General features: G+C 68.9%; 22 protein-coding genes, 1 pseudogene and 1 riboswitch. Of the genes and pseudogenes, 8 read left to right on the top strand and 15 right to left on the bottom strand.

The annotated features are described in order from the left end of the window. The 5 genes and pseudogenes from ACPYN7_RS11905 to ACPYN7_RS11925 all read right to left on the bottom strand — a co-directional run. Nucleotides 1-458 (bottom strand): annotated as a pseudogene (locus ACPYN7_RS11905) (hypothetical protein); the annotation flags it as partial. Next, complete coding sequence (locus ACPYN7_RS11910; RefSeq protein ID WP_424347794.1) at nt 449-793, bottom strand: NADH-quinone oxidoreductase subunit A; 345 nt, start codon at nt 791-793, stop codon at nt 449-451. The gene ACPYN7_RS11910 and the pseudogene ACPYN7_RS11905, both read right to left, overlap by 10 nt. Before the next feature lie 103 nt (nt 794-896). Then, nucleotides 897-1,469 (bottom strand): DUF305 domain-containing protein, encoded by a 573-nt coding sequence (locus ACPYN7_RS11915; RefSeq protein ID WP_424347795.1) that lies wholly within the window; start codon nt 1,467-1,469, stop codon nt 897-899. A gap of 345 nt (nt 1,470-1,814) precedes the next feature. Then, entirely contained in the window at nt 1,815-2,441 is a 627-nt protein-coding gene (locus ACPYN7_RS11920; RefSeq protein ID WP_424347796.1) for a DUF305 domain-containing protein, read from the bottom strand. 45 nt (nt 2,442-2,486) lie between these two features. Beyond that, the gene (locus tag ACPYN7_RS11925) at nt 2,487-2,897 is read right to left on the bottom strand and encodes a four-helix bundle copper-binding protein (protein ID WP_424347797.1); all 411 of its coding nucleotides are present in this window, start codon (nt 2,895-2,897) and stop codon (nt 2,487-2,489) included. Nucleotides 2,898-3,359: 462 nt separating this feature from the next. On the opposite strand from ACPYN7_RS11925, the gene gnd reads away from it, so the two are divergent. From gnd to ACPYN7_RS11950, 5 genes are all read left to right on the top strand, one after another. Further along, the gene (gnd, locus tag ACPYN7_RS11930; protein ID WP_424347798.1) at nt 3,360-4,298 is read left to right on the top strand and encodes a phosphogluconate dehydrogenase (NAD(+)-dependent, decarboxylating); all 939 of its coding nucleotides are present in this window, start codon (nt 3,360-3,362) and stop codon (nt 4,296-4,298) included. Nucleotides 4,299-5,181: 883 nt separating this feature from the next. After that, nucleotides 5,182-5,350: riboswitch (cyclic di-AMP (ydaO/yuaA leader) on the top strand. A gap of 6 nt (nt 5,351-5,356) precedes the next feature. Continuing rightward, entirely contained in the window at nt 5,357-6,007 is a 651-nt protein-coding gene (locus ACPYN7_RS11935; RefSeq protein WP_424347799.1) for a C40 family peptidase, read from the top strand. A 317-nt stretch (nt 6,008-6,324) separates the two neighbouring features. Continuing rightward, nucleotides 6,325-7,020, top strand: coding sequence for a DUF305 domain-containing protein (locus ACPYN7_RS11940; protein ID WP_424347800.1), 696 nt, complete (start codon nt 6,325-6,327; stop codon nt 7,018-7,020). Between the two features lie 568 nt (nt 7,021-7,588). Further along, entirely contained in the window at nt 7,589-8,311 is a 723-nt protein-coding gene (locus ACPYN7_RS11945; RefSeq protein ID WP_101851189.1) for a response regulator transcription factor, read from the top strand. A gap of 65 nt (nt 8,312-8,376) precedes the next feature. Further along, nucleotides 8,377-9,456: a sensor histidine kinase gene (locus ACPYN7_RS11950; RefSeq protein ID WP_101852970.1), complete on the top strand. Its 1,080-nt coding sequence runs from the start codon at nt 8,377-8,379 to the stop codon at nt 9,454-9,456. A gap of 110 nt (nt 9,457-9,566) precedes the next feature. Here the strand turns inward: ACPYN7_RS11950 and ACPYN7_RS11955 are convergent, their stop codons facing one another. From ACPYN7_RS11955 to dnaB, 3 genes are all read right to left on the bottom strand, one after another. Beyond that, nucleotides 9,567-10,718, bottom strand: coding sequence for a heparan-alpha-glucosaminide N-acetyltransferase domain-containing protein (locus ACPYN7_RS11955; protein ID WP_242630429.1), 1,152 nt, complete (start codon nt 10,716-10,718; stop codon nt 9,567-9,569). Between the two features lie 604 nt (nt 10,719-11,322). Continuing rightward, a complete protein-coding gene (locus tag ACPYN7_RS11960) occupies nt 11,323-11,913 on the bottom strand; it encodes a recombinase family protein (protein WP_424347844.1) in 591 nt (196 codons plus the stop codon). Between the two features lie 644 nt (nt 11,914-12,557). After that, nucleotides 12,558-13,916, bottom strand: coding sequence for a replicative DNA helicase (gene dnaB / locus ACPYN7_RS11965; protein ID WP_344120829.1), 1,359 nt, complete (start codon nt 13,914-13,916; stop codon nt 12,558-12,560). Between the two features lie 150 nt (nt 13,917-14,066). Here dnaB and ACPYN7_RS11970 point away from each other — a divergent pair, with 150 nt between their 5' ends. Both ACPYN7_RS11970 and ACPYN7_RS11975 read left to right on the top strand, forming a co-directional pair. Beyond that, nucleotides 14,067-15,497, top strand: coding sequence for an amidase family protein (locus ACPYN7_RS11970; protein ID WP_424347801.1), 1,431 nt, complete (start codon nt 14,067-14,069; stop codon nt 15,495-15,497). A 167-nt stretch (nt 15,498-15,664) separates the two neighbouring features. Then, entirely contained in the window at nt 15,665-16,633 is a 969-nt protein-coding gene (locus tag ACPYN7_RS11975) for an ABC transporter substrate-binding protein (protein ID WP_424347802.1), read from the top strand. On the opposite strand, the gene ACPYN7_RS11980 is transcribed toward ACPYN7_RS11975, so the two are convergent. Both ACPYN7_RS11980 and ACPYN7_RS11985 read right to left on the bottom strand, forming a co-directional pair. Beyond that, on the bottom strand, nt 16,630-17,703 hold the full coding sequence (locus ACPYN7_RS11980; protein ID WP_424347803.1) for a patatin-like phospholipase family protein: 1,074 nt from the start codon (nt 17,701-17,703) through the stop codon (nt 16,630-16,632). The genes ACPYN7_RS11975 and ACPYN7_RS11980 overlap by 4 nt on opposite strands. Before the next feature lie 402 nt (nt 17,704-18,105). Further along, nucleotides 18,106-18,414 (bottom strand): hypothetical protein, encoded by a 309-nt coding sequence (locus tag ACPYN7_RS11985; RefSeq protein ID WP_058873267.1) that lies wholly within the window; start codon nt 18,412-18,414, stop codon nt 18,106-18,108. A 98-nt stretch (nt 18,415-18,512) separates the two neighbouring features. On the opposite strand from ACPYN7_RS11985, the gene ACPYN7_RS11990 reads away from it, so the two are divergent. Continuing rightward, nucleotides 18,513-19,130: a class I SAM-dependent methyltransferase gene (locus ACPYN7_RS11990; RefSeq protein WP_424347804.1), complete on the top strand. Its 618-nt coding sequence runs from the start codon at nt 18,513-18,515 to the stop codon at nt 19,128-19,130. Nucleotides 19,131-19,220: 90 nt separating this feature from the next. Here ACPYN7_RS11990 and rplI read toward each other — a convergent pair whose 3' ends face one another. The 5 genes from rplI to ACPYN7_RS12015 all read right to left on the bottom strand — a co-directional run bounded on the left by rplI (nt 19,221) and on the right by ACPYN7_RS12015 (nt 21,632). Next, entirely contained in the window at nt 19,221-19,670 is a 450-nt protein-coding gene (gene rplI, locus ACPYN7_RS11995) for a 50S ribosomal protein L9 (RefSeq protein WP_058873269.1), read from the bottom strand. A gap of 19 nt (nt 19,671-19,689) precedes the next feature. Further along, a complete protein-coding gene (gene rpsR / locus ACPYN7_RS12000) occupies nt 19,690-19,926 on the bottom strand; it encodes a 30S ribosomal protein S18 (protein WP_017835048.1) in 237 nt (78 codons plus the stop codon). A gap of 78 nt (nt 19,927-20,004) precedes the next feature. Continuing rightward, complete coding sequence (locus ACPYN7_RS12005; RefSeq protein WP_058873270.1) at nt 20,005-20,643, bottom strand: single-stranded DNA-binding protein; 639 nt, start codon at nt 20,641-20,643, stop codon at nt 20,005-20,007. A 110-nt stretch (nt 20,644-20,753) separates the two neighbouring features. Then, a complete protein-coding gene (gene rpsF / locus ACPYN7_RS12010; RefSeq protein WP_058873271.1) occupies nt 20,754-21,059 on the bottom strand; it encodes a 30S ribosomal protein S6 in 306 nt (101 codons plus the stop codon). Nucleotides 21,060-21,212: 153 nt separating this feature from the next. Continuing rightward, a complete protein-coding gene (locus ACPYN7_RS12015; RefSeq protein WP_058873272.1) occupies nt 21,213-21,632 on the bottom strand; it encodes a TM2 domain-containing protein in 420 nt (139 codons plus the stop codon). Nucleotides 21,633-21,768: the final 136 nt, after the last annotated feature.

Consider the following 21,768-nt stretch of genomic DNA (forward strand, 5'->3'; position numbering starts at 1 on the left):
TGGTCCATCTCGCCGTGGTCCATCTCGCCGTGGTCCATCTCGCCGTGGTCCATCTCGCCGTGGTCCATGCCCCCGTGACCCCCATGATCCGCGTCCTCGGGGATCTCGGGTTCCTGCGCCCGCTCCCGGGCGTCCTTCCGGTGATGGGGGGTGTCGAGCAGGAGCGCTGCGGCGTCGTCGAGGGCGGCCCCCACAGCTGCGGGAGAGGCGATGTCGGCGCGGACGCGGGGACCGGGCATCTGCTCCCAGAGGCGCTCCACGAGTTCCGCGAGCTCGGGGCCGGGTGCGCCGCACACGGCGAGCACGTCCGCGTCCGCGGGCGTCCATGCCGGTCGCCACCCGCGGCGGAGCAGCTGGTGCTCGACTTCCATGCGGGTCGCCCCGTGTCCCGGGACCTCGACGACGAGGACCTGGGCGGCCCGGACGGCGAGCCGGGCGAGGATTCCGCTCAGGCCCATCGGAAGGCTCCCTCTCGCCAGGCCCAGGCCACGGCGACGAGCAGGGCCCCGAGGAACAGGAACATCTCCACCACCGCGGAGATCCCCTTCTCGATCACCACCACCGCCCACGGATACATGAAGAGCATCTCGACGTCGAAGGCCAGGAACACGATCGAGGCGAGGTACCAGCGGGCGTGGAACCGGGACAGCGCGTGCTCCTGAGGCATCCACCCGGACTGAGCGGGCAGCACCGTCAACGGGTCTGCCGTGACGGCGGCAACGCGGTGCAGCGCGTGGAGCAGAACGACGAGCGACAGCGCCACCAGGGCCATGGCCACGATCCCGGAGTACACGACGGTCTCCCCTTTCGCGCGGTCGGAACATGGAAGTCTGTCGTTGATCGGTGGGGCCACCCTAACGGGCGGCCCCACCGATCGCGCCGTTTCAGCTCGGTGATCAGGCGCGGCCGGCGAGCCAGGTGCGGAAGTCCGCGACCTGGGCCTGCTGGGTGGTGATCCCCGAGGTGGCCGCCACGCGCAGCTGCGGGTGCACGGCGCGGGACTGCGGCTCGAGGAACTCGATGATCCCGCTGTTGTGGTGTGGAATCATCTTCTGCACGAAAGCGACATCGAAGTCCTCACCGGCCTCAACGGCCGAGAGTTCCTCGATCATCATCTGGGTCTCCTCCTCCAGGATCTTCATCTCCTCCTGGGCTTCTGCCGGGGCTTGGGCCATGGCCTCTTCAGGGGTCAGCCCGTACCACTCCTCCAACCAGGTGGTGAACTGGTCGATCTGGTGCTGCTGATTGGCGATGATGTTCTCCGCGTGGGTGCGGATGTCCGGGCTGGTTCCGCGCTCGAGCTCCAGCTGGGCCATCTCGATCGCGGCCCGGTGGTGCGGAATGATCTCGGCCAGGAACGTGATCTCCAATTCCTCGCCCTCCAGCCCGGCCAGGGTCTCACCGAACTCGTAGGCGGTCGGGGAGGTCGGGTCCGGCTGGAGCATCTGCGTCTGACTGTGGGAGGACACCGGGGCGGCCTCCCAGTGGGAGGATGCCGGCGCAGTGGCTCCGCCCAGCAACGCAGTGGCCACAGCGGCCGCGGAGGCGGCGGCCGCGGTACGGCGGCCTAATGGAATGTGGTGCATGGCAGGTTCCCTCTCGGGCGATGAGCCGGTCCCTCGATACCGGCTCGGCGGATGCCGGGCGGTCTGTCACCGGGACCATGCGTGCACCGCGGTGAAGCAAACGCCAGGCAGTAGTGGGTGGTATGGGGGAAGACGGAACCTGTCCCCGTGCAGCTCGTTCGTGCAGGGGCAGGCCCCGTCTTTTACCGGCGGATGGTGTAGATGGACATCGGCCGGTCAGCGGGTCGATCAGGCGGTGGCGGCGGGGCGGCCGCCTTGGCGGTCGTACCACTCCTCGAGCCAGGTCTGCATCTGTGCGATCTCGCTCAGCTGGACCGTTTTGATGTTCTGGCACAGCTGCAGCAGGTCCTGGTGCTCGGCGCGGTCCAGGCAGGTCTCGGCCTCCCGGATCGCCGCCCAGTGGTGGCGGATCATTGACTGCATGAACCGGATCTCGTACTCGGCCCCGGTGAACTGGTCCAGCCGTTGCATCGAAGCCATGTCTCCGGTGGACAGCTGGGGCTCATGGGTGATTCCGTACCACTCCTGCAGCCAGGTCTGCATCTGCTCGATTTCCTGGTTCTGGACCGTGATGATGTCCTCGCACATCGCGGCCAGCTCCGGGTGCACGGCCTTGTCCACGCACTCCTGAGCCATCACGACCGCCATGTAGTGGTGGTCGATCATGTTCTTCAGGAACTCCACCTCGAAGCTGGCGGCTTGCTCGTTGCCGGCCGGGGCATCGGCGAAGGCCGGGGCCGCCGTCGCCACCCCTGTGCCGGTCACCGCCCCGAGAGCCAGAACGGCCGACGCGGCCGCGGCAGGAACACGCCGCCGAAGGCGCCGTTTGCCCGAGATCACGCTCTGTTCTTCCATGCTCGTCCTTTTCCTTTCCTGCGTCAGGTCAGTGTTCGGCCCGTCTCAGTTCAGGGAGGAGATCAGGTTCGCGCAAGCCTGCTCGCAGCGGCGGCAGGCCTCGGCGCACACGCGGCAGTGCTCGTGCTCACCCGCGTGCTGGGCGCACTCGTCGCCGCAGGCCTTGCAGGCGGCCCGGCATGCCTCCAGGACGGCCCGGGTGACCTCGGCGTTGTTGCCGGTCTGACGGGAGAGCACATTGCCGGTGGTCGCGCAGATGTCGGCGCAGTCCAGGTTCTTGCGGATGCAGGTGCTCAGTTGCGCGACCATGTCCTCGGCCAGGCAGGCATCCGCGCAGGCGGTACAGGTCTGGGCGCACTCGAAACAGGCCTCGATGCACTCCGCCAACTTCTGCTGGTCGATGTCCCCCAGGTCCTTCGGGTAGGTCTCCAGCATCGAGCTCACGTGATGGGTCATGGTTCTGCTCCTTCTCTCATACTGCGGTTTGTGCGGTATATCGATCTGGTGCCGACGGATCGTGCGATCCACCATGTTTCCGACAGTAGCCTTATCAGCGTTGTATCGAAACGGTGATCAACTCCATGTCAGGGCGATGAGCGGGAATCTTCATAGAACCTTCAAGAAGGAGGTCCTGGAACCGTGGGCTCTTCCCTGGCGTGGCGGGCTGGTGAGCTTGTCGGCATGGAGCAGCGCCACGCGCGTGGACGCATCCGTGCGGCTGGGCCCGTCCGGCATCGGTTCCGCACTTCGGGTGGCTGCCCCAGCCGGGACCGTGAGAACGTGGCGGACACCCGGGGATGGAGGGGAGGAAACTGTCCCAGCTGGCCAGAAGGCTGTGTCTGTGCGGTTTTCCTCCGTGGGGTGACCCGGCCAGCTGATGTCCGTCTGAGCGGCGGAGGACCGAGAAGGGAGCACACCATGCAGGTGGGACTGGTAGGACTGGGCAAGATGGGCGGCAACATGCGGGAGCGGTTGCGCGAGGCCGGGCACACGGTGGTCGGCTACGACACCGATCCCGAGCTCTCCGATGCCGAGAGCCTCACCACCATGGTGGAGCAGATCGGCAGCCCGCCCCGGGTCGTGTGGATCATGGTGCCGGACACGGTGGTGGACACCGTGATCGACGAGCTGGCCGCCGTGCTGGGCGAGGGCGACGTGATCATCGACGGCGGCAACTCCCGGTGGGTCCACGACGCCCCCCGCGCCCGGAGACTGGCGGACCGGGGCATCGAGTACCTGGACTGCGGTGTCTCCGGCGGGGTGTGGGGGATCACCCAGGGCTACGCCCTGATGGTCGGCGGGGACGAGGAGACGGTGGCCAAGGCGCAGCCGATCTTCGACTCGCTCAAGCCCGCCGGCGAGTTCGGCTTCGTCCACGCCGGTGAGCACGGTGCGGGCCACTTCGCGAAGATGGTCCACAACGGCATCGAGTACGCGATCATGCAGGCCTACGCCGAGGGCTGGGAACTGCTCGAGGCCGCCGGTCACGTCCGCTCGGTACGGGAGACCTTCAACTCCTGGCGCGAGGGGTCGGTGATCAAGTCCTGGCTGCTGGACCTGGCGGTGAACGCGCTGAACGAGGACGAGCACCTGGACCGGCTCGCCGGCTACGCCGAGGACTCCGGCGAGGGCCGCTGGACGGTGGAGGCCGCCCTGGACCTGGCGGTCCCGGTGCCGGCCATCTCCAGCGCCCTCTTCGCCCGGTTCGTCTCCCGGCAGGACGAGGCCCCGGCGATGAGGATGATCGCGGCGATGCGCAACCAGTTCGGAGGCCACACGGTCCGCGACGTGGCCGCGGGCCCCGAGCACGTCGAGGCCGCACCCGGTGAGGAGCCGGCCCACCCCGCCGAGCAGTAGGTCCGACCGTCCCCGGCCGCCAACGGCTCGGAAGCGGCCACCCTCACCCCCCTGCAAGGCCTGCGCCATGCCGATCCGCACGGTCACCACGGTCGGCACTGCTCCCGCCCGGTGCCGGCCTTGTCGAGGAACGCCTGCGGGGCGAGGGGATCGCGGATCAACCGCCCGTGACCACGATCGAGGCAGCGGTGACGGCACCGCCCGGCGTCCACAATCGGCCCCGGAATACTGATCGGCCCAGCTACGTGGCAGCCGGCAGCCCAGTGGCTCCGCCGCTGACCATCCTGGCCTCACCCACGACAGCGAAGGACCCGCTTAATTACTTCCCTCGCACCGGGCCATTGATCTACCGGTCCGATACATGGACCCGGATGAATTTGAAGATCTCGTGAAGAAAGCAGCTCTTCTCACCTGTTCGACACCCTTGGATATGAAGATTTCATGAAGAAAACAGCTCACTCCCCCAAGCCATGCTGGGCGGTTCCGTAAAAAAATCCGAGAACACCCTTGAGGGACGCTGAAGCTCCCCCGGGGGTTCACCTTCCCCCGCACCGGGCGCAGGCCGGAGAATTCCACGGGTAGTGAGGGGCAGCGAATCCGAGCTCCCACCGCGCTCATCGGCGCGATACCGCAGGTCAGAGCCTCCCCGGGCGGCCCCGATGAGTGGTGGCACCGGGAGAAAACACAGCTGGCGGCGCCACCCCGCCGGAACGAATATGCCCCAGGCGTGGTGGGCTACCGGCCGGTTTCCCGGCGACCGCGCGAGGCCGGTGCAAGCCTTTTCCCGGCACCACAAGGAATGTGACCTTTTCGTTATCTACGCGCTAGTGTCCTCTGCGTGCCGTTGGCTGATCTCATCGGCTTCCCCGGGTGCTTCGCCGAATTCTGCCGGCAGCCGGGGTCCCCATCACAGAAATGACTTGGCAGAAGCGGGGGAACCATACCCGGTCCGCACCCGGACCTTGGGGTGAAGCCGCCGGAGCTGCAGGCTCGGCGGCCGGGTGCCTCCCACCCGAACCCGACAGCTCACCTCGTAGGCAAAAGGAGGACCCTCATTCATGGCTTTCTTCACGCGTAGCTCTGCCCGCCACCGCGCCCAGACCCCCTCGCACCTGGTGCGCACCACGACCCTGGCCGCCGCTGTCGGCGCGGCGGTGATCGGCTCCGTCGCCCCGGCTCAGGCCTATGCCGAAGCCCCCGCCATGTCCGGCGCCGCTTACTCGGCCCCCGCGACCTCCCCGGCTCCGGCCGTTTCCCAGGCTCCCGTCACTGTGCAGGCGGCGAGCCTGCCGGCCGCTCCGGCCGCTGGGGCGGCCACCTCGAGTCTGTCCCCCCAGTCCTCGGACATTTCCGAGATCTCCGCCACCTCCGCTGCGGCCGGCGGCATTGTCGGCACCGCGATGCAGGGTGTGGGCACCGGCTACGTCTGGGGCGGCACGGACTTCGGCGCCTGGGACTGCTCCGGGTTCACCCAGTGGGTCTACGCCCAGCAGGGCATCGACATCCCCCGCACCAGCCAGCAGCAGTGGGCGGCCGGCACCCCGACCACCGACCCGCAGCCTGGCGACCTCGTCGTCCAGAACGGCGGGGCCCACATCGGGATCTACCTCGGTGGCGGCAAGATGATCTCCGCACTGAACCCCACCCAGGGCACCTTCGTGCACAGCGTGAGTGCCATGCCGACGGTCGGCTACGTCACTTTCCGCTGAGCCAACACGCCGCCCGCCACGAATGCCGCTCGTGGCGGGCGGCGGGTGTGCACCCACCTGACCAGCATCCGGGACCGGCCGGCCAGAACCGAAGATGCCTGCACCCGGCCACCGCCGGGGAACACCCCGATTCGGCCCCCTGATGGGCCCGCTCTTGAAGGTTCGGTGAAGATCTACCGCCCAGCCCTCCCAACCCGGAGAAGCCAGCTGCGGCGGGGCTACCGTGGACGGATCGGCCCGCCTCGACCCGAGGCTGACCAGAGCAAACACCACGATGTGCAGGCCCGGCACGGGCTCTTGCGAAAGAGAGGTTCGTCATGACGTCGACGATCAAGCACCTGGCCGCCGGGACGGCCCTGGCGCTGGCCCTCAGCGGTGCCGGGGCGACCGCGGCGGTCGCGTCCCCGACGCACAACCCCGCCTCCGCGCAGATGAGCGATGAGCGGAACATGAACCACGACCGCCATTTCGCCGTGATGATGGTCCCCCACCACCAGGGTGCGATCGACATGGCCGAGCTGGCCCTGGAGAAGTCCGAGCGCCCCGAGATCCGCGACCTGGCGGAGAAGATCATCGAGGCCCAGACCAAGGAGATTCAGCAGCTGGAAGCAGCGGCCCAGCGGCTGGCCGACGAGAACACCCCGGGGCACCACCGCCACCACGGCCACGGCCACCACCACGGACACGGGCATCACGGACACGGCCACGGCCACGGCCACGGTCAGAGCATGAATGCCGACATGCAGGGCGCCATGATGGGCGATATGGACGGCATGGACGGCATGGACGGCATGAGCCTGGAGGAGCTGGCGAAACTGTCCGGGGATGATTTCGACCAGGCCTTCCTCGAAGAGATGATCGCCCACCACCAGATGGCCCTCGAGATGGCCGAGATGGAGCTGCAGATGGGCACCGACCCCGAGCTGCGAGCCATGGCGGAGAAGATGATCGAGGACCAGCAGGCCGAGATCGAGCTCATGCAGGGCTGGTTGGAGGAGTGGTTCGCGGCCTGATCCAGGACCACGAGCTGAGCCGTCACCTACTGGAACGGGCCGACACCGGGATGTCATGGTCCCCGTCGATCCGTTCCAGCCGGTCCAGTGCGGTGATCCCCGACGCGGCACCCGATGGGCGCGCACCCTTCGCGCAGTCAGCAGCACCCCGAACGGTCACCGACCAACCGTAGGTTCGCCAGCGCCGCGCCCTCTTGCCTCAGGACACGGCCCCCCCCTCCCCTTCGCCTGGGGTCCTGTTCCTCCCGCGCGCACCGTCACCGAGATGGCCGAGATGGCCGAGACCACCGGAGTCCCCTCGCTCGGTGGTGGTGGCCGGGTCCCGGCCGTGTTGCGTCTGTCCGGGCTCGTGGAGGGGCGACACGCGATCTTCTCCGTGCCCGATAACCCTCTCCTCCGCCCGGGGCAGGGGATCGTTAGCCACAGCGACCACCGGTTCACCGGTGAGCCCGGCCACGACGAGTCCGCCCCCCCTGTTTCGTTTCCGAGGCCTCAGACACGGTCGCCCTGGGACGCTGGGGCTCGCAACACAGTGTTCATGTCACAGCGATCAGTACCGGGAGGACAGATGACGGATCCGCTCACCGGACGTGTTCTGGTGGTCGACGACGAGGTCGACCTCGCGCAGCTGGTCGCGGGCTATCTGCGCAAGGCCGAGCTGGAGGTCGTGGTGCGCCACGACGGCACGGAGGCGGTGGCCGCGGTGCGGGAGTACGCCCCGGACGTGCTCGTGCTGGATCTGGGGCTGCCGGGGATCGGGGGGATCGAGGTGTGCCGTCAGGTGCGGACCTTCTCGGACTGCCACGTGCTGATGCTCACCGCCCGGGATGATGAGGTCGACAAGATCGTGGGCCTGTCGGTCGGTGCCGACGACTACGTGACCAAGCCGTTCAGCCCGCGCGAACTCGTGGCGCGGGTCCAGGCCATGCTGCGCCGGGCCCGCACGGGAAGTGTTGAATCCACTACGGCCTTACCGCACGGGCAGCAGGCACTGGTGATCGGGGAACTGGTGGTGGACGGGGACTCCCGCCAAGTGCACCTGGCTGGGGAACCGGTGGCATTGACCCGGATCGAGTTCGATCTGCTCCTGTGCCTGGCTGCCCGCCCCCACCTGGTGCTCTCCCGCCGGCAGCTGGTGGAGCTGGTCTGGGACACCGCCTGGACCGGGGACGAACACCTGGTGGACGTGCACATCGGGCGGATCCGCAAGAAACTCGGCGACGTCGCCACCAGGCCGACGTTCATCCACACGATCCGCGGGATCGGCTACCGGATGGGCACCGGGCGATGAGCGCCGCCGTCTCCGACCGGACCCGGGCCTGGTCTTGGTCCTGGAGCCCGTTGACGGTGCGATTGATGCTGGCCCAGACCGCGGTGCTGGCCATCGGGCTGATCATCGTGGTGATCACCGCGGTGCTGGTCGGGCCGAGCATGTTCTATCACGAGCTCGTCGAGACCGGCCACGCCGATGCGGCCACCGGCTTGGTGCACCTGGAGGACGCCTTCCGCTCGGTGAGCCTCACCGCCCTGACCATCGGCGGGCTGCCGGCGCTCTACATCGCCGGGATGCTCACCTTCTACCTCTACCGCACGATCGGGCGGTCCCTGACCTCCTTCAGCGCCGCAGCCCAGGAGGTGGCTGCCGGCAACTACGACGTGCGCGTCACCTCCACCAGCCTGGGCCCGGAATTCGACTCCCTGGCCGGGTCTTTCAACGACATGGCCGCCAGGCTCGACGCCGTGGACACCACCCGGCGCCAGATGCTGGCCGATCTGGCGCACGAGATGCGCACCCCCCTGGCCAGTCTCAAAGGACATCTGGAGGGCATCGAGGACGGAGTGGTCGAGTGGGATGAACGAACCACGGGCATCTTGTACGCCCAGATCGCCCGGCTGGAACGACTGGCCCGCGACATCCGCCACCTCACCGCCGCCGAGGAAGGCATGACCCACCTGCAGCTGACCCTCCAGGACCCGGGCCAGCTGGCAGCCCAGGCGGCCGCGGCCGTCCAACAAGACGCCGCCGCTCAGAACATCTCAGTGACCGCCATCAACACCGGCATGGAGGTCACACCGGTGCTGGTTGACCGGGAACGGATGGGACAAGTGTTGGGCAACTTGCTGGAGAACGCATTGCGCCACACCCCATCCGGCGGCGCCGTCACCGTGCGCACCGATCACACCCCGGAAGCGGTCACCCTCACCGTCGCCGATACAGGGGAAGGTATCGACCCCCAGCACCTTCCGCACGTCTTCGCACGCTTCTACCGCGCCCACCCCGGCCGGGAAGCCCACCGCGGCGGCTCCGGCCTGGGACTGGCCATCAGCAAATCCCTCGTCGAAGCCCAGGGCGGGACCCTGGAGGCCACCAGCGGCGGCCCCGGACGCGGGACCAGCTTCCGGATCCGCCTGCCCCGCCACACGCCCCCGGACTGACTCCAGCGTCACCACCAGACCGTGCTGTGACGACGGCGGGCCGTGCCCGCCGCAGAGAGCACATCTGCTGCGGCGGGCACGGCCCGTCATGTAGTGGCTGCCGGCACAGCCTATCCGTGGCTGTCCTTGGCCGGCCTGCCCAGTACCAGCCGGCGGGTGCCTTTCACACTGGTGCTGACCACCTTCTCCAGCGGTCCCTGTCCCAGGCTCCGGTGCCAAGCCACCGCGAACAGCGCCGCCACCGCCAGGTGGACCATGAACCACAGGTAGGGCAGCTCGTAGTGGGCCTCGAAGGACAGTGCCACCAAGTGGACGGTGTAGAGGGTCAAGGTCATCACGCCCATCGCCGACAGCGGCAACAACCATGCCCCGATCTTCGGGCCGATCAGCAGGAAGACACCCAGCACCGCCAGGCTCACCCCAAGGCTGGCCGCGATCGCCAGCGGGGTGTTGGTGTGCGGGGTGGCGATCGCCAACCACCACACGGTCTCCGTGGGCAACGAGTCCGGCCCCCAGACCAGCACATCCTCCAGCTCGTGCTCGCCCATCGAGGAGGCATCCAGCAGCCGCTGGTAGCCACCCAAGGCATAGAGCAGGACATAGGAAGTGGTCTGGGCGAAGATCGCCAGCCCCACGCCCACCACCACCAGTCGAGCCTGAACCTCCGTCTTGCGCAGATTCAACCGCCCCAACCCCAACCCGACCAGCAGATAGGTCATGTACGGCAGGGCCGGATAGGTCCCGGTCAGCAGCAGCTGGGAGGCCGTGGCACCGGGCTGCGTGAGCAGATCCGTGAAAGTGGGGTTGTAGGAGACAAATTCGGGCAACCCATCCTGGAGTCCCTGCATCAGCATCGGAGACACCACTCCGAAAAGCACTGCGGAGATGAACAGGGCCTTCGGGCCTGCGTGCAGGAACGGAATCGCCAGCAGGAAGAACACCCCGTAGTAGATCAGGATGTTGTAGGCGGGCGGGTCCTCCGACATCAGCGTCCCGATCCACAACCCCACGATCGCGATCAGCACCGCGCGCACCACCAGGCCGATCCGGTCAGCGGTCATCGTCCTACCCTCGTGCGGGTGCCGCCCCCCGGAGGTCAGTGCCAGCCCCACCCCTGCCAGCAGGGCGAACAGGGCCGCTGAGTCCCCCGAGAACAGCCGCCACGACCAGCTCGCTTCCCCGGTCTCCTCGTTCCAAGCCGGCAGCAGATGAATGGCCATCAGCCCGATCAGCGCCAGCCCGCGAGCCGCATCGATCCCCACCAACCGGCGCGTGGGCCTTACCACCGCGTCTCCAAGACCCGCTGACAAGTGCCCTCCCATCCTTGATCCAGTACTCATCATTCCCCCTGTTGACTACAAGGTCCCGGTGCATCCAGGACCGTCTGTTCCCAGGGTGGACGTCTCACTTGGAGTCCCCGTCGCGGGATTCTCAAGGTTCCATGAAGACTCCAGAGTCCATGGACGACGCAGGAGCTCCTCCGTGCGACCGAAGCACGAAACGAGGAAAGGGAAACCCAGCGCAGAACCCGCGAGGTAGCCCAGGGTCCGCTGGGCCCCTCGATCCGAGCCAGGCCACCCCTTCACGTTAAAGACGGGTGCCCCAGCCCTGGGGAGGAATACTGGGGCACCCGAATGTCCGTGCACGAACGGATGAGAACGGGGTGTTCTCACTGGCAAACTATGCCCTCATTGACCCAGAAAAACAGGACGTAGAGCACCCAGGAGAGCAAGCTTCAGGGAATCTTCATGTCGTCTTGAGGGAAGCTCCACAATTGACTTCACATCCCGTCGTCACCCTTGAGCTGCCACAGGATCCGCGTCGATGAGCGACCCACGAACAGCTCCTTCAAGTGCCGAAAGAGTCTTAATTCATGGAGGGCGGGAGCTCTCGGATTCGCCGATACAGGGTGGCTCGCGACATCCCCATATCCCGGGCTACTTGGGTCGCAGGCTCTCCGCCCTGGATCAACCGGAGGGCACTGCGGATCTGGCTGTCTGTGAAGGTTGGACGGCGCCCGCCCAGGTCCTTGGCGGCGGCCCGACGCTTGGCCACCGAGTCGGTGATCCGCTCCCGCTTGATCTCCAACTCCATCTGGGCCAGGGCGGCCATCACGGTGAAGACCATCGAGCCCATTGGGGTGTGGGTGTCCACGTCTCCCCCACCCAAGTTCAGCACCCGCAGACCGGCGCCCCTGCTCCGCAGCGCTTCGGCGAAGGCCAGCATGTTCTGGGTCGAGCGCCCCAGACGGTCCAGGGTCGTGACGACTAACGTGTCGCCCTCGACGAGAGCAGCCACGGCCCTGTCGAACTGCGGACGCGAAGCATGAGCTCCAGACACTCCATGATCGACATAGAGGTCATCGCGACGCACTCCAGCAGCAACCAGATCGGACACTTGACGATCCGCATCCTGCAGCGACGTCGATACGCGCCCATACCCAATCAACTTATCCACGTCAACCCCAATGTGTCTCGCAACCAACGTCCAGTACACGATTCTAGGCGCACAGATAAAGCACATAGTTGCAAGACTTGCCGGTCCGCGGAAACCCGCACAAATCTGGGACCACAAAAATTCACCGACGAGACGTCTCGCATCCCATCGCTTGAGATACCTGGTGCGCTTTCGTGACTGTCGCTCTTCCTAGGTTCGAGCACACGACGCCGGAACGCGAAGATTTTGGCGCTGACGACCTCGCACCCTTTCTGGACGTCGGCCAGCGTGTCAGAGCGCGGCTGTCGCACGTCCTGCTATTTCGAGAGAAAGACTGGGGGGTGGGCCACGCCGTCCCTGATGAACCGGGCTCATTGCTCCTTGGCCGTTTGGATGCGGTCCTAGCCAGGTCTCAATAGCCAGTAGGCAATCTGCTCATTTGCCTTTCGCAGTTTGAAGACCTTTGACCAAAAGCGGTTCCCTACGGCGTCGACCCTGACCGTCAATTTTCCAGGGATCACTGGAAGATTCCATGGACTCACTCAAACAGCTTATGTCTCGTAGTGGCCAGCCGCGCCTTAATCAAGATCCAGTTTCCCTGAGGGTCGTTCAGTTTTGCCTGTATCTCGATACCGCCGACGGCCCTGCACGTCGCCCTGCGAGCGCTACAGCCCTTCGTGGGCCATGTTCGCGAACCGGGAGTAGTGGCCCTGGAACGCCACCACGATCGTCTTGGTGGGGCCGTTGCGGTGCTTCGCCACGATCACGTCGGCCTCACCGGCACGCGGCGACTCCTTGTCGTAGACGTCGTCACGGTGCAGCAGGATCACCATGTCGGCATCCTGCTCGATCGAGCCCGACTCGCGGAGGTCCGAGACCATCGGCTTCTTGTCCTGGCGCTGCTCGGACCCACGGTTCAGCTGGGACAGCGCGATGACCGGGACCTCCAGCTCCTTGGCCAGCAGCTTCAGCGCACGGGAGAACTCCGAGACCTCCTGCTGGCGGGACTCGACCTTCTTGCCCGAGCTCATGAGCTGGAGGTAGTCCAGCACCACGAGCTTGAGGTCGTGCTTCTGCTTGAGCCGCCGGCACTTCGCCCGGATCTCCATGAGGGACATGTTCGGGGAGTCGTCGATGAACAGCGGCGCGGAGTCCATCTTGCCCATCGTGGTGGCGATCTTGGCCCACTGCTCGTCCTGCAGGCGGCCCTTGCGCAGGTCCTGCATGTTGAGCGTGGCCTCGGCGGAGAGCAAGCGCATGGCGATCTCGTTGCGGCTCATCTCGAGGGAGAAGATCACCGTGGTCTGGTTGTGCTTGATCGCCGCGGACCGCGCGACGTCGAGGGCCAGGGTTGATTTGCCCATGGCCGGCCTCGCCGCGATGACGATCATCTGGCCGCCCTGGAAGCCCTGGGTCAGCTCGTCGAGCTCGATGAAGCCGGTGGGCACGCCGCGCATGCCCTCGCCGCGCGAGCCGGCGGCCTCGATCTCGTCGACGGTGGACTCGATGACCTCCTTGAGCACCGTGTAGTCCTCGGAGGAGCGGCGCTCGGCCACCTGGTAGATCTCGGCCTGGGCGGCGTTGACGATGTCGTCGACCTCGCCGTCGGAGCTGTAGCCCAGCTGCACGATCTTGGTGCCGGCCTCCACGAGCCGGCGCAGCACGCCGCGCTCGCGCACGATCTCGGCGTAGAAGCCGGCGTTCGCCGCGGTGGGCACGGAGGAGATGAGGGTGTGCAGGTACGCCGGGCCGCCGACGCGCTCGATCTCGCCGCGCTTGGTCAGCTCGTCGGCCACGGTGATGGCGTCGGCGGGCTCGCCGCGCCCGTACAGGGAGATCACGGCCTCGTAGATGGACTCGTGGGCGGGCTTGTAGAAGTCGACGCCGCGCAGGACCTCCACCACGTCCGCGATCGCGTCCTTGGACAGCATCATCCCGCCGAGCACGGACTGCTCCGCCACGTTGTCCTGCGGCGGGGTCCGGCCGAACTCCCGGTCGCTCCCGGACGAGCGCTCCGACACCATCGACACCTGGTCCACCTCTCCTCGCGCGTCCTGCGGGGGGCAGGGTGCGCACACGACGACGACGCCCCGACCTTCCGGGCAGCCCCTCCATTCTCGCACCGACCGCGGACACCGCTTGCCGCCCGGGCCCGTCCGTGGACACCATGGACCATGACGCTCAGCACAGATCTCAGCGGTCCCTTTTCGTGGGACATCCGGACCACTCGGGCGGAGCTGACGGCGGGCCGGATCAGCCACGTGGAGCACCTCGACGCCCTGCTGGAGCGCCTGCCCGCGGCGCGGCGGCTGGGCGCGGTGATCAGCGCGGACCCGGAGCTGGCGCGGATCTTCGCCCATGCGCTGGACCGGCGGCAGACGCGGGGCCCGCTGACGGGGATCCCGCTGGCGGTCAAGGACATCGTGGACGTCGCGGGGTTCCCGACCACGGGCGGCACGCGAGCGCTCGAACGGGACGTGGTGGGCCGGGACGCCCCGGCGGTGGCCCGGCTGCGCGAGGCGGGCGCCCTGTTCACCCTGAAGACGAACCTGCACGAGCTGTCCTTCGGCATCACGTCCAACAACGGCTCGTTCGGCCCGGTGCGCCACCCCGCCGACCCGGCGCTGAGCCCCGGCGGCAGCAGCGGGGGCTCGGCGGTGGCCGTGGCGGTGGGCCTGGTCCCGGCGGCGGTCGCCGCGGACACCGGGGGCTCGGCCCGGATCCCCGCCGCCCTCTGCGGGATCGTGGGGTTCCGGCCCACGCTGGGCCGCTACCCGTCGTCGGGCGTCCTGCCGATCGCCCACTCGCGGGACACGATCGGCCCCATGGCCCGGACCGTGGACGACGTGGTGCTGCTGGACGCCCTGCTCGCGGGCGAGCACCCGCACGGCGCGCCCGGTGCGCGGCACCTGGAGTTCGACGACGAGGGGCCCGGCCCGCTGCACGGCGTCCGGCTGGGCGTGCCCGAGCTGTTCCTCGAGGACCTGGAGCCGGGTGTGGACTCGGTCTTCGGCGCGGCCCTGCGGGCGCTCGAGGCCGCCGGTGCGGAGCTCGTGGGCGTCGACGTCCGGCCGGCCCGCGAGCTGGCCGCCGCGGCCGGGATGACGATCGCCCTCCACGAGTTCCTGCCCGATCTGCAGGCCTACCTGGAGGCCCGCGGCACGGGGCACTCCCTGGACGAGGTCCGGGACGGGATCGGCAGCCCGGACGTGCGGCGGATCTGGGAGCTGGCGCAGGTCTTCCGCGCCGCCGACGACGACTACCGGGCGGCCCAGGAGGAGCGCCGGCTGGCCCTGCGGCTGTACACGGGGGCGATCCAGGGCCAGGGGGTGACGGCCCTGGTGCAGCCGACGTGCCCACTGACGGCCCGGCCGATCGGCGACGACGAGACCGTGGAGCTCAACGGCCGGCGCGTGCCCACCTTCGACACCTTCACCCGCCACTCCGACCTGGCGGGCATCCTCGGCACCCCGGGGATCAGCATCCCCGCCGGGCGCACCGCGGAGGGCCTGCCGGTGGGCCTTGAGCTCGCGGCGGGCCCGGGCGCGGACGCCGTGCTGCTGGACCTGGCGCGCACCGTGGAGGCGTTGCTGCGCGACCAGTGAGCCCGCCCGGTTCTCTTCGGGGGACAACGCAACGGTTCAGAGCCACAACCGTTGACGAATCCAACGGTCTGCCTCTACGGTGAGGACACCGGCGTGCGTGATGCATGTCACAGCGGATTCACCGGTGCCGGCCGCCGGCAGGACCGACCCGAGGAAGAGGACCCACCATGAAGCACCCGTTCGCCAGCGCAGCCGCCGTCGGAACCGTCCTGACGTTCGCCCTGACCGCCTGCGGCGGCGGGGGGACCACCGGCGGGGGCGGCGAGGAGCTGCAGCCGCTCACCATCGGCGTCATCCCCATCGCGCCGTCCGCGCCCGTGCAGCTCGCCCTGGACGAGGGGATCTTCGAGGAGCACGGCCTGGACGTCACGATCGAGACCGCCCAGGGCGGTGCGGCCATGCTCCCGGCCGTCTCGGGCGGCTCCATGGACATCGGCGTGGGCAACCCGCTCTCGGTCATCCTCGCCAAGGACCAGGGCCTCGACATGAAGATCCTCAGCGGCTACAGCAGCTCCCTGCCCGAGGGCGAGGACATCACCGGTGTCGCCGCCAACCGGGACGCGGGCATCGCCTCCTGGGCCGATCTGGCCGGCAAGCGGGTCGCGGTGAACACGGTCAACGGCCAGGGCGACCTGACCATCAAGGAGGCCGTGAGCCAGGACGGCGGCGACCCCGACGCCGTGGAGTTCGTGGAGATGCCCTTCCAGGACATGCCGGCCCAGCTGGACCGCGGGGAGATCGACGCCGCCTGGGTCCCGGAGCCGTTCCTGACCCAGCTGATCAACGGCGAGCAGACCGAGCTGGTCGGCTACAACTACCAGGACACGGTGCCGGGCCTCGACACCATGGTCACCTTCAGCAGCGCCGCGTTCGCCGAGGAGAACCCGGAGGTCCTCGAGAACTACGACGCCGCGATCGAGGACGCGCTCGAGTTCGCGCAGGACAACCCGGAGCGGGTGCGCGAGACCCTGGTGAGCTTCCTCAACATGCCGGAGGAGGTCGCCGCCGACCTCCGGCTGGAGGAGTTCGACGCGGAGGTGGACCGCGACGAGCTCGAGACGCTCTCGGAGCTGATGCTGAAGTACGACGTGATCTCGAACGAGGCGAACCTGGACGAGATCATCCAGGCGGACTAGTCCTCCGGGTCCGGCCGCGCCGGCGGGAAGTCGTCGGCGCGGTCGATGGCCTCCTCGGTCATCCGCCGGCCGAGCTCGATGAGCTCCCCGGCGCGGTGGAAGTCCAGCAGCCGCCCGGCGCTCTTCGGCACGGTGACGAGGAGGTCGGGCGGATAGCCGGCCAGCCGGTAGCGCAGCACCATGGACTGCAGCACCTCGAGGGACAGCTGCATGACGTCGAGCGTGCGCAGCCCCGCCGGCAGGACGCCGAACCCCTCCGCCACGGCCTCCTCGACGGCCTCCTCGACGACGTCCTGCACGAGGGCCTCGCCCACGTCGGCGGGGACGGCCCCGGCGGAGCGCGGGAACCGGGACGACGCGCCGCGGCCGCGCGTCTCCGCGAAGCGCTCCAGGACGCTGCGCGTCAGCTCGCGGTCCAGGACGTGGGAGGCGCCGCGGCGGAACCGCCCCACCCACTCCTCCGCGGGACGCGCGGCGGCCGTCTCGTGGGCGGGGACCCGGCCTTCCCCGGACTGCTGCCCCCCGGAGAGGGAGACCGCCACCGTCACGTCCGCGCGGGTGGCGACGGTCGCGGCGATGGGCACGGGGTTCATGATCCCGCCGTCGGCGAGCAGCCGGCCGTTGAGCATGACGGGGGTGATGATGCTGGGCAGGGCGATCGACGCGCGGACGGCCACGTCCACCGGGCCCTCCTGGAACCAGACCTCCTTGCGGGCGAGCAGGTCCGTGGCCACCGCGGTGAAGGGGATGGGCAGGTCCTCGATGAGCATGCCGTCGAGCAGCTCGCGCACTTTCGCCATGATCTTCTCCGCCCGGATCACCCCGGGCGCCGAGGGGGACGGGTCCAGCAGCCGCAGCACGTCCCGCTGGCTCAGCCCCAGCACCCACTGCGAGTACGCCTCCAGCCGGCCGGCGGCGTGGAGCCCGCCCACGAGGGCCCCCATGGAGCTTCCCGCGACGGTCACGATGTCGTAGCCGCGCTCCTCGAGGACCTGGATGGCACCGATGTGCGCGTAGCCGCGGGCGCCGCCGCTGCCCAGCGCCAGGGCCACACGAGTGCGTGGGGACATCCGCCGCTCCTCCTCCGCAGGGGCTTCCGGGCCGGTCCGGCCCGGGTGCCCCGAGCCTAGCCCGCCGATCGCCGTCCGCGGCGGGCGACCGGCGCGCGGAGGACCGAAAACCCTACCAGCCGACGCGGTTTTCCACCCTGTGGACAACCGGTGGAAAACGCCGTGGACGGCTGTGCACAGGTTGGGGAGAAGACTGTGGAAAGTCTGCTGTGGAACTCCGCGAAATCCGCTCTGACCTGGGCTGATGTCGATGCACACCCTGTGCAGGGACAGTGCGGACAACACCGGCACCGTCCACAGCACTGTGTTTTCCACCTCGTGCTCCGGCCCACGTCGGAGGCCCCTGCCGGAGGTCCATCGAGCGGAGCCGCCGCACCCCGGCGGAGCGCCGCGCCGGGGCGGTCAGGCCACCGAGACGAGCAGCGCCAGCCACAGCAGCGGGTGGCACAGCACCGAGAGGCCCAGCAGCACCAGGAACCGGACCCGGGCGGCCGCGAACCCGACGGCTCCCGCGAGGGCCACCACCGCCGTGACGGTCGCCCCCACGGCCGCCGCGACGAACCCGATCACGAAGAACGCCATGGAGGTCTCGGTCCCCGCGGAGTTGCCGCCCAGGAACGCCACGGCGAAAGCCAGTACCGTGAAGAGCAGGCACCCCACGCCGAACCAGTACAGGGCGGACGGTGTGACGCGGGAGATCAGGGAGGGCATGCACCCATTGTCCCCCGGGGCGCCCGGCGGCACCGCCGCGCCGCCCGCGAGATCCGGAACCGCCCGACCCAGCCGCCCGAACCACCCAGGAGATGCCCGTGGACGACAACCAGCGCATGTGGGAGGACCGGTACGCCTCCGGGGAGTCCTCCCCCGACGGCGCCCAGCCGCACCCGGAGGTCGCCGCCCTCCTGGACCGGGCGGACCGGCAGCCCGCGGACGGCCCGCCGACCGCCCTCGACCTCGGGGCGGGCACCGGCCGCCACACCCTGGCCCTGGCGGTCGCCGGCTACGACCCCACCGCCGTGGACTTCTCCCCCAGCGCCGTGCGGACCGTCGCGGGTGCCCTGGCGGAGCGCGGCCTCCCGGGCCGCGCCCTGATCGCCGACCTGCGGACCTGGTCCCCCGAGCAGGAGCAGCGCTCGGGGCCGGACGCCGTGCCCCTGCAGTTCGACCTGATCGTCGCCGCGTACTTCCAGCACGACCTCTCCCTGCTCCGCCGCGCCGCCGAGTGGCTCGTTCCCGGGGGCCGGCTGCTGTGGATCACGCACGCCCCCGGCAGCGTCGAGGGGCCGCCCCCGACCGTGCCCCGGCCGACCCTGCAGGAGACCGTCGCCGTGCTCGAGGGCAAGGGCCTGGACCTGCTGCGCGCCGAGCAGGTGCGCACCACCGAGACGGCGCTCGACGTCGTCGTCGAGGCCGTCCGGCCCCGCTGACCGGCACGCCTGGGGACCCCGGGAACGCGCAGAGGGCCCCCGCGGCGCACCGCGGGGGCCCTCTGTGCTCGGACGGACCGGAGGAACCGATCAGGCCGGGACGACCTCGAACTCGACGTTCGCGTTGACGTCCTCGTGCAGGCGCACGGAGGCCTGGTACACACCGGTGGTCTTGATGTGCTGGTTCAGCTCGACCTTGCGCTTGTCCACGGCGCCGAGGCCGGCGGCCTCGACGGCCTTGGCGACGTCCTCGGCCTTGACGGTGCCGAAGAGGCGTCCCTCGGAGCCGGCCTTGACCGGGATGGTCACGGTGGCGGAGGTCAGCTTCTGGGCCAGGACCTGGGCGTCCTCGAGCGAGGCGACCTCGCGCGCGGCGCGGGCGGCCTTGATGCTCTCGATCTGCTTCTCGCCGCCGCGCGACCACGGGGTCGCGAAGCCGCGCGGGAAGAGGTAGTTGCGGGCGTACCCGTTCTTGACCTCGACCACGTCACCGGCAGCGCCGAGACCCGTGACCTCGGTCGTCAGGATGATCTTTGCCATGAGTGTCTGTCCTCTCTGATCAGCGGCCGGCGCCGGAGTAGGGCAGCAGCGCGACCTCGCGGGCGTTCTTGATCGCCAGGGCGATCTTGCGCTGCTCCTGCACGGTCACACCGGTGACACGGCGGGCGCGGATCTTGCCGCGATCGGAGATGAACTTGCGCAGCAGCGCAACGTCCTTGTAGTCGATCTCAGTGACTTTGGCAGCCTTGAGCGGGTTCTGCTTTGGTTTGGGCTTACGGAGTTCAGCCTTGGCCATCGTGGTGCTCCTTGTTCTTCGAGTGGAGCCCGCGGCTTGTCACCGCGGGATGGGGTGGATGGGAAAAGTGCGGAAGGTCTAGAACGGCGGTTCGTCGTCCTGGCCGCTGCCCCAGTCGTAGTTCCCGCCGGAGGACTGGCTCCAGGGGTCGTTCTGGGGTGCTGCCTGCGGGGCGGGCTGACGCCCGCCGCCGGAGCGGCCGCCCTGGCCGAAGCCGGAGCCGCCGCCCTGCTGGCCGCCACCGAATCCGGAGTCGCCCCCGAACCCGCCGCCGGCCGGGGCGCCGGCGCCGAAGCCGCCGCCCTGCTGGCCGCCGCCACCGCCGCCGAAGCCGCCGCCCTGCCCGCCGGAGCGGGCGTTGCGGTTGACCTTCGCGGACGCGTAGCGCAGCGAGGGACCGACCTCGTCGACGTCGAGCTCGGTGACGGTGCGCCGCTCGCCTTCCTTGGTCTCGTAGGACCGCGACTTGAGCCGACCCTGGACGATGACGCGCATGCCCTTCTGCAGGGACTCCGCCACGTTCTCGGCCGCCTCCCGCCACACGGAGCAGCGCAGGAACAGGGTCTCCCCGTCCTTCCACTCGTTGGACTGGCGGTCGAAGGTGCGGGGCGTGGACGCAACGGTGAAGTTGGCCACGGCCGCACCCGACGGCGTGAAGCGCAGCTCGGGGTCAGCGGTCAGGTTGCCGATTACGGTGATGACGGTGTCACCAGCCATGTGGACCTCCCGGGTCGAGGGTGTTCGCGGTCGTGCGGGACGTGCTGGGATCTCACAAGCATCTCACCGGGGGCCCGTCGGGGCGCTCTCGATGATCGGTCTGTGAAGTCCTACTCGGCGGAGATCTTCTGCTCTTCCGGGCGGATGATCTTGGTGCGCATGATGGCCTCGTTGAGGTTCAGGACGCGGTCGAGCTCCTGGGTGGTCTGCGGGGTCGCGGTGAAGCGCACGACCGCGTAGATGCCCTCGGTCTTCTTCTGGATCTCGTAGGCGAGGCGACGACGGCCCCAGATGTCGACGTTGTCGACGGTCCCGTTGTCCTTGGTGACGACATCGAGGAACTTCTTGAGAGTCGGCTCCACGGCACGATCCTCGACCTCGGGGTTGATGATCACCATCAGTTCGTACTCACGCATGTTCGAACCCACCTCCTTCGGGCTGAGCGGCTGCGGTCCTTCCGCAGCAGGAGGTTCTGTAGCGTCGTCCGCGCGCCGGCGCCGCACGTCGGGCGGCGGGCACACAGACCTCACAACACTACTACATCTGCGGGCCCGGGCAGAACGGGGTGCTCACCAGCGGTAGGCGCTGCGGGCGATGGAGGCGTTCACGAAGGCCGTGCGGAACGGCATGGTGAAGATGTCCAGGAACATCAGCAGCGTCCACGGGATCAGGAACAGGATCCCGACGCCGACCCCCGCCAGGGTCCAGCCCAGGCCGCCGAGGAACAGGTAGATCAGTCCCCAGACCGGCTGGCGCAGGTAGAACTTGTGGATCCCCAGCCAGCCCAGGAAGAGCCACAGGACGTAGGCGAGGACCACGGACTTCCCGCCCACCACGTTGACCACGGGCGGCCCGGGGTGCGGAGCGCCCTGCCCGCCCCCGCCGAACGGCTGTCCGGACGGTGCGCCGAACGGCGCCCGGGAGTACCCGGCGCGGCCGGGGTCGTTGTTCAGCGGGACGGGGCGGTAGTACTCGGGCTCGGGAGCCACGGGGGTCCTTTCGGCACGGACGGGGAGGCGGGAGGGCCGTTCCGCGGGGAGCGGCCCGACCGGTTCAACGGTCCGCCCGCGGGCGCTATTCCGGTGCGCCGCCGCGGCGGACCGCTCCGGGGCGCGGGCCGCGGCG

This window comes from Kocuria sp. CH-021, assembly GCF_049716185.1.
Lineage (GTDB): Bacteria > Actinomycetota > Actinomycetes > Actinomycetales > Micrococcaceae > Kocuria > Kocuria cellulosilytica.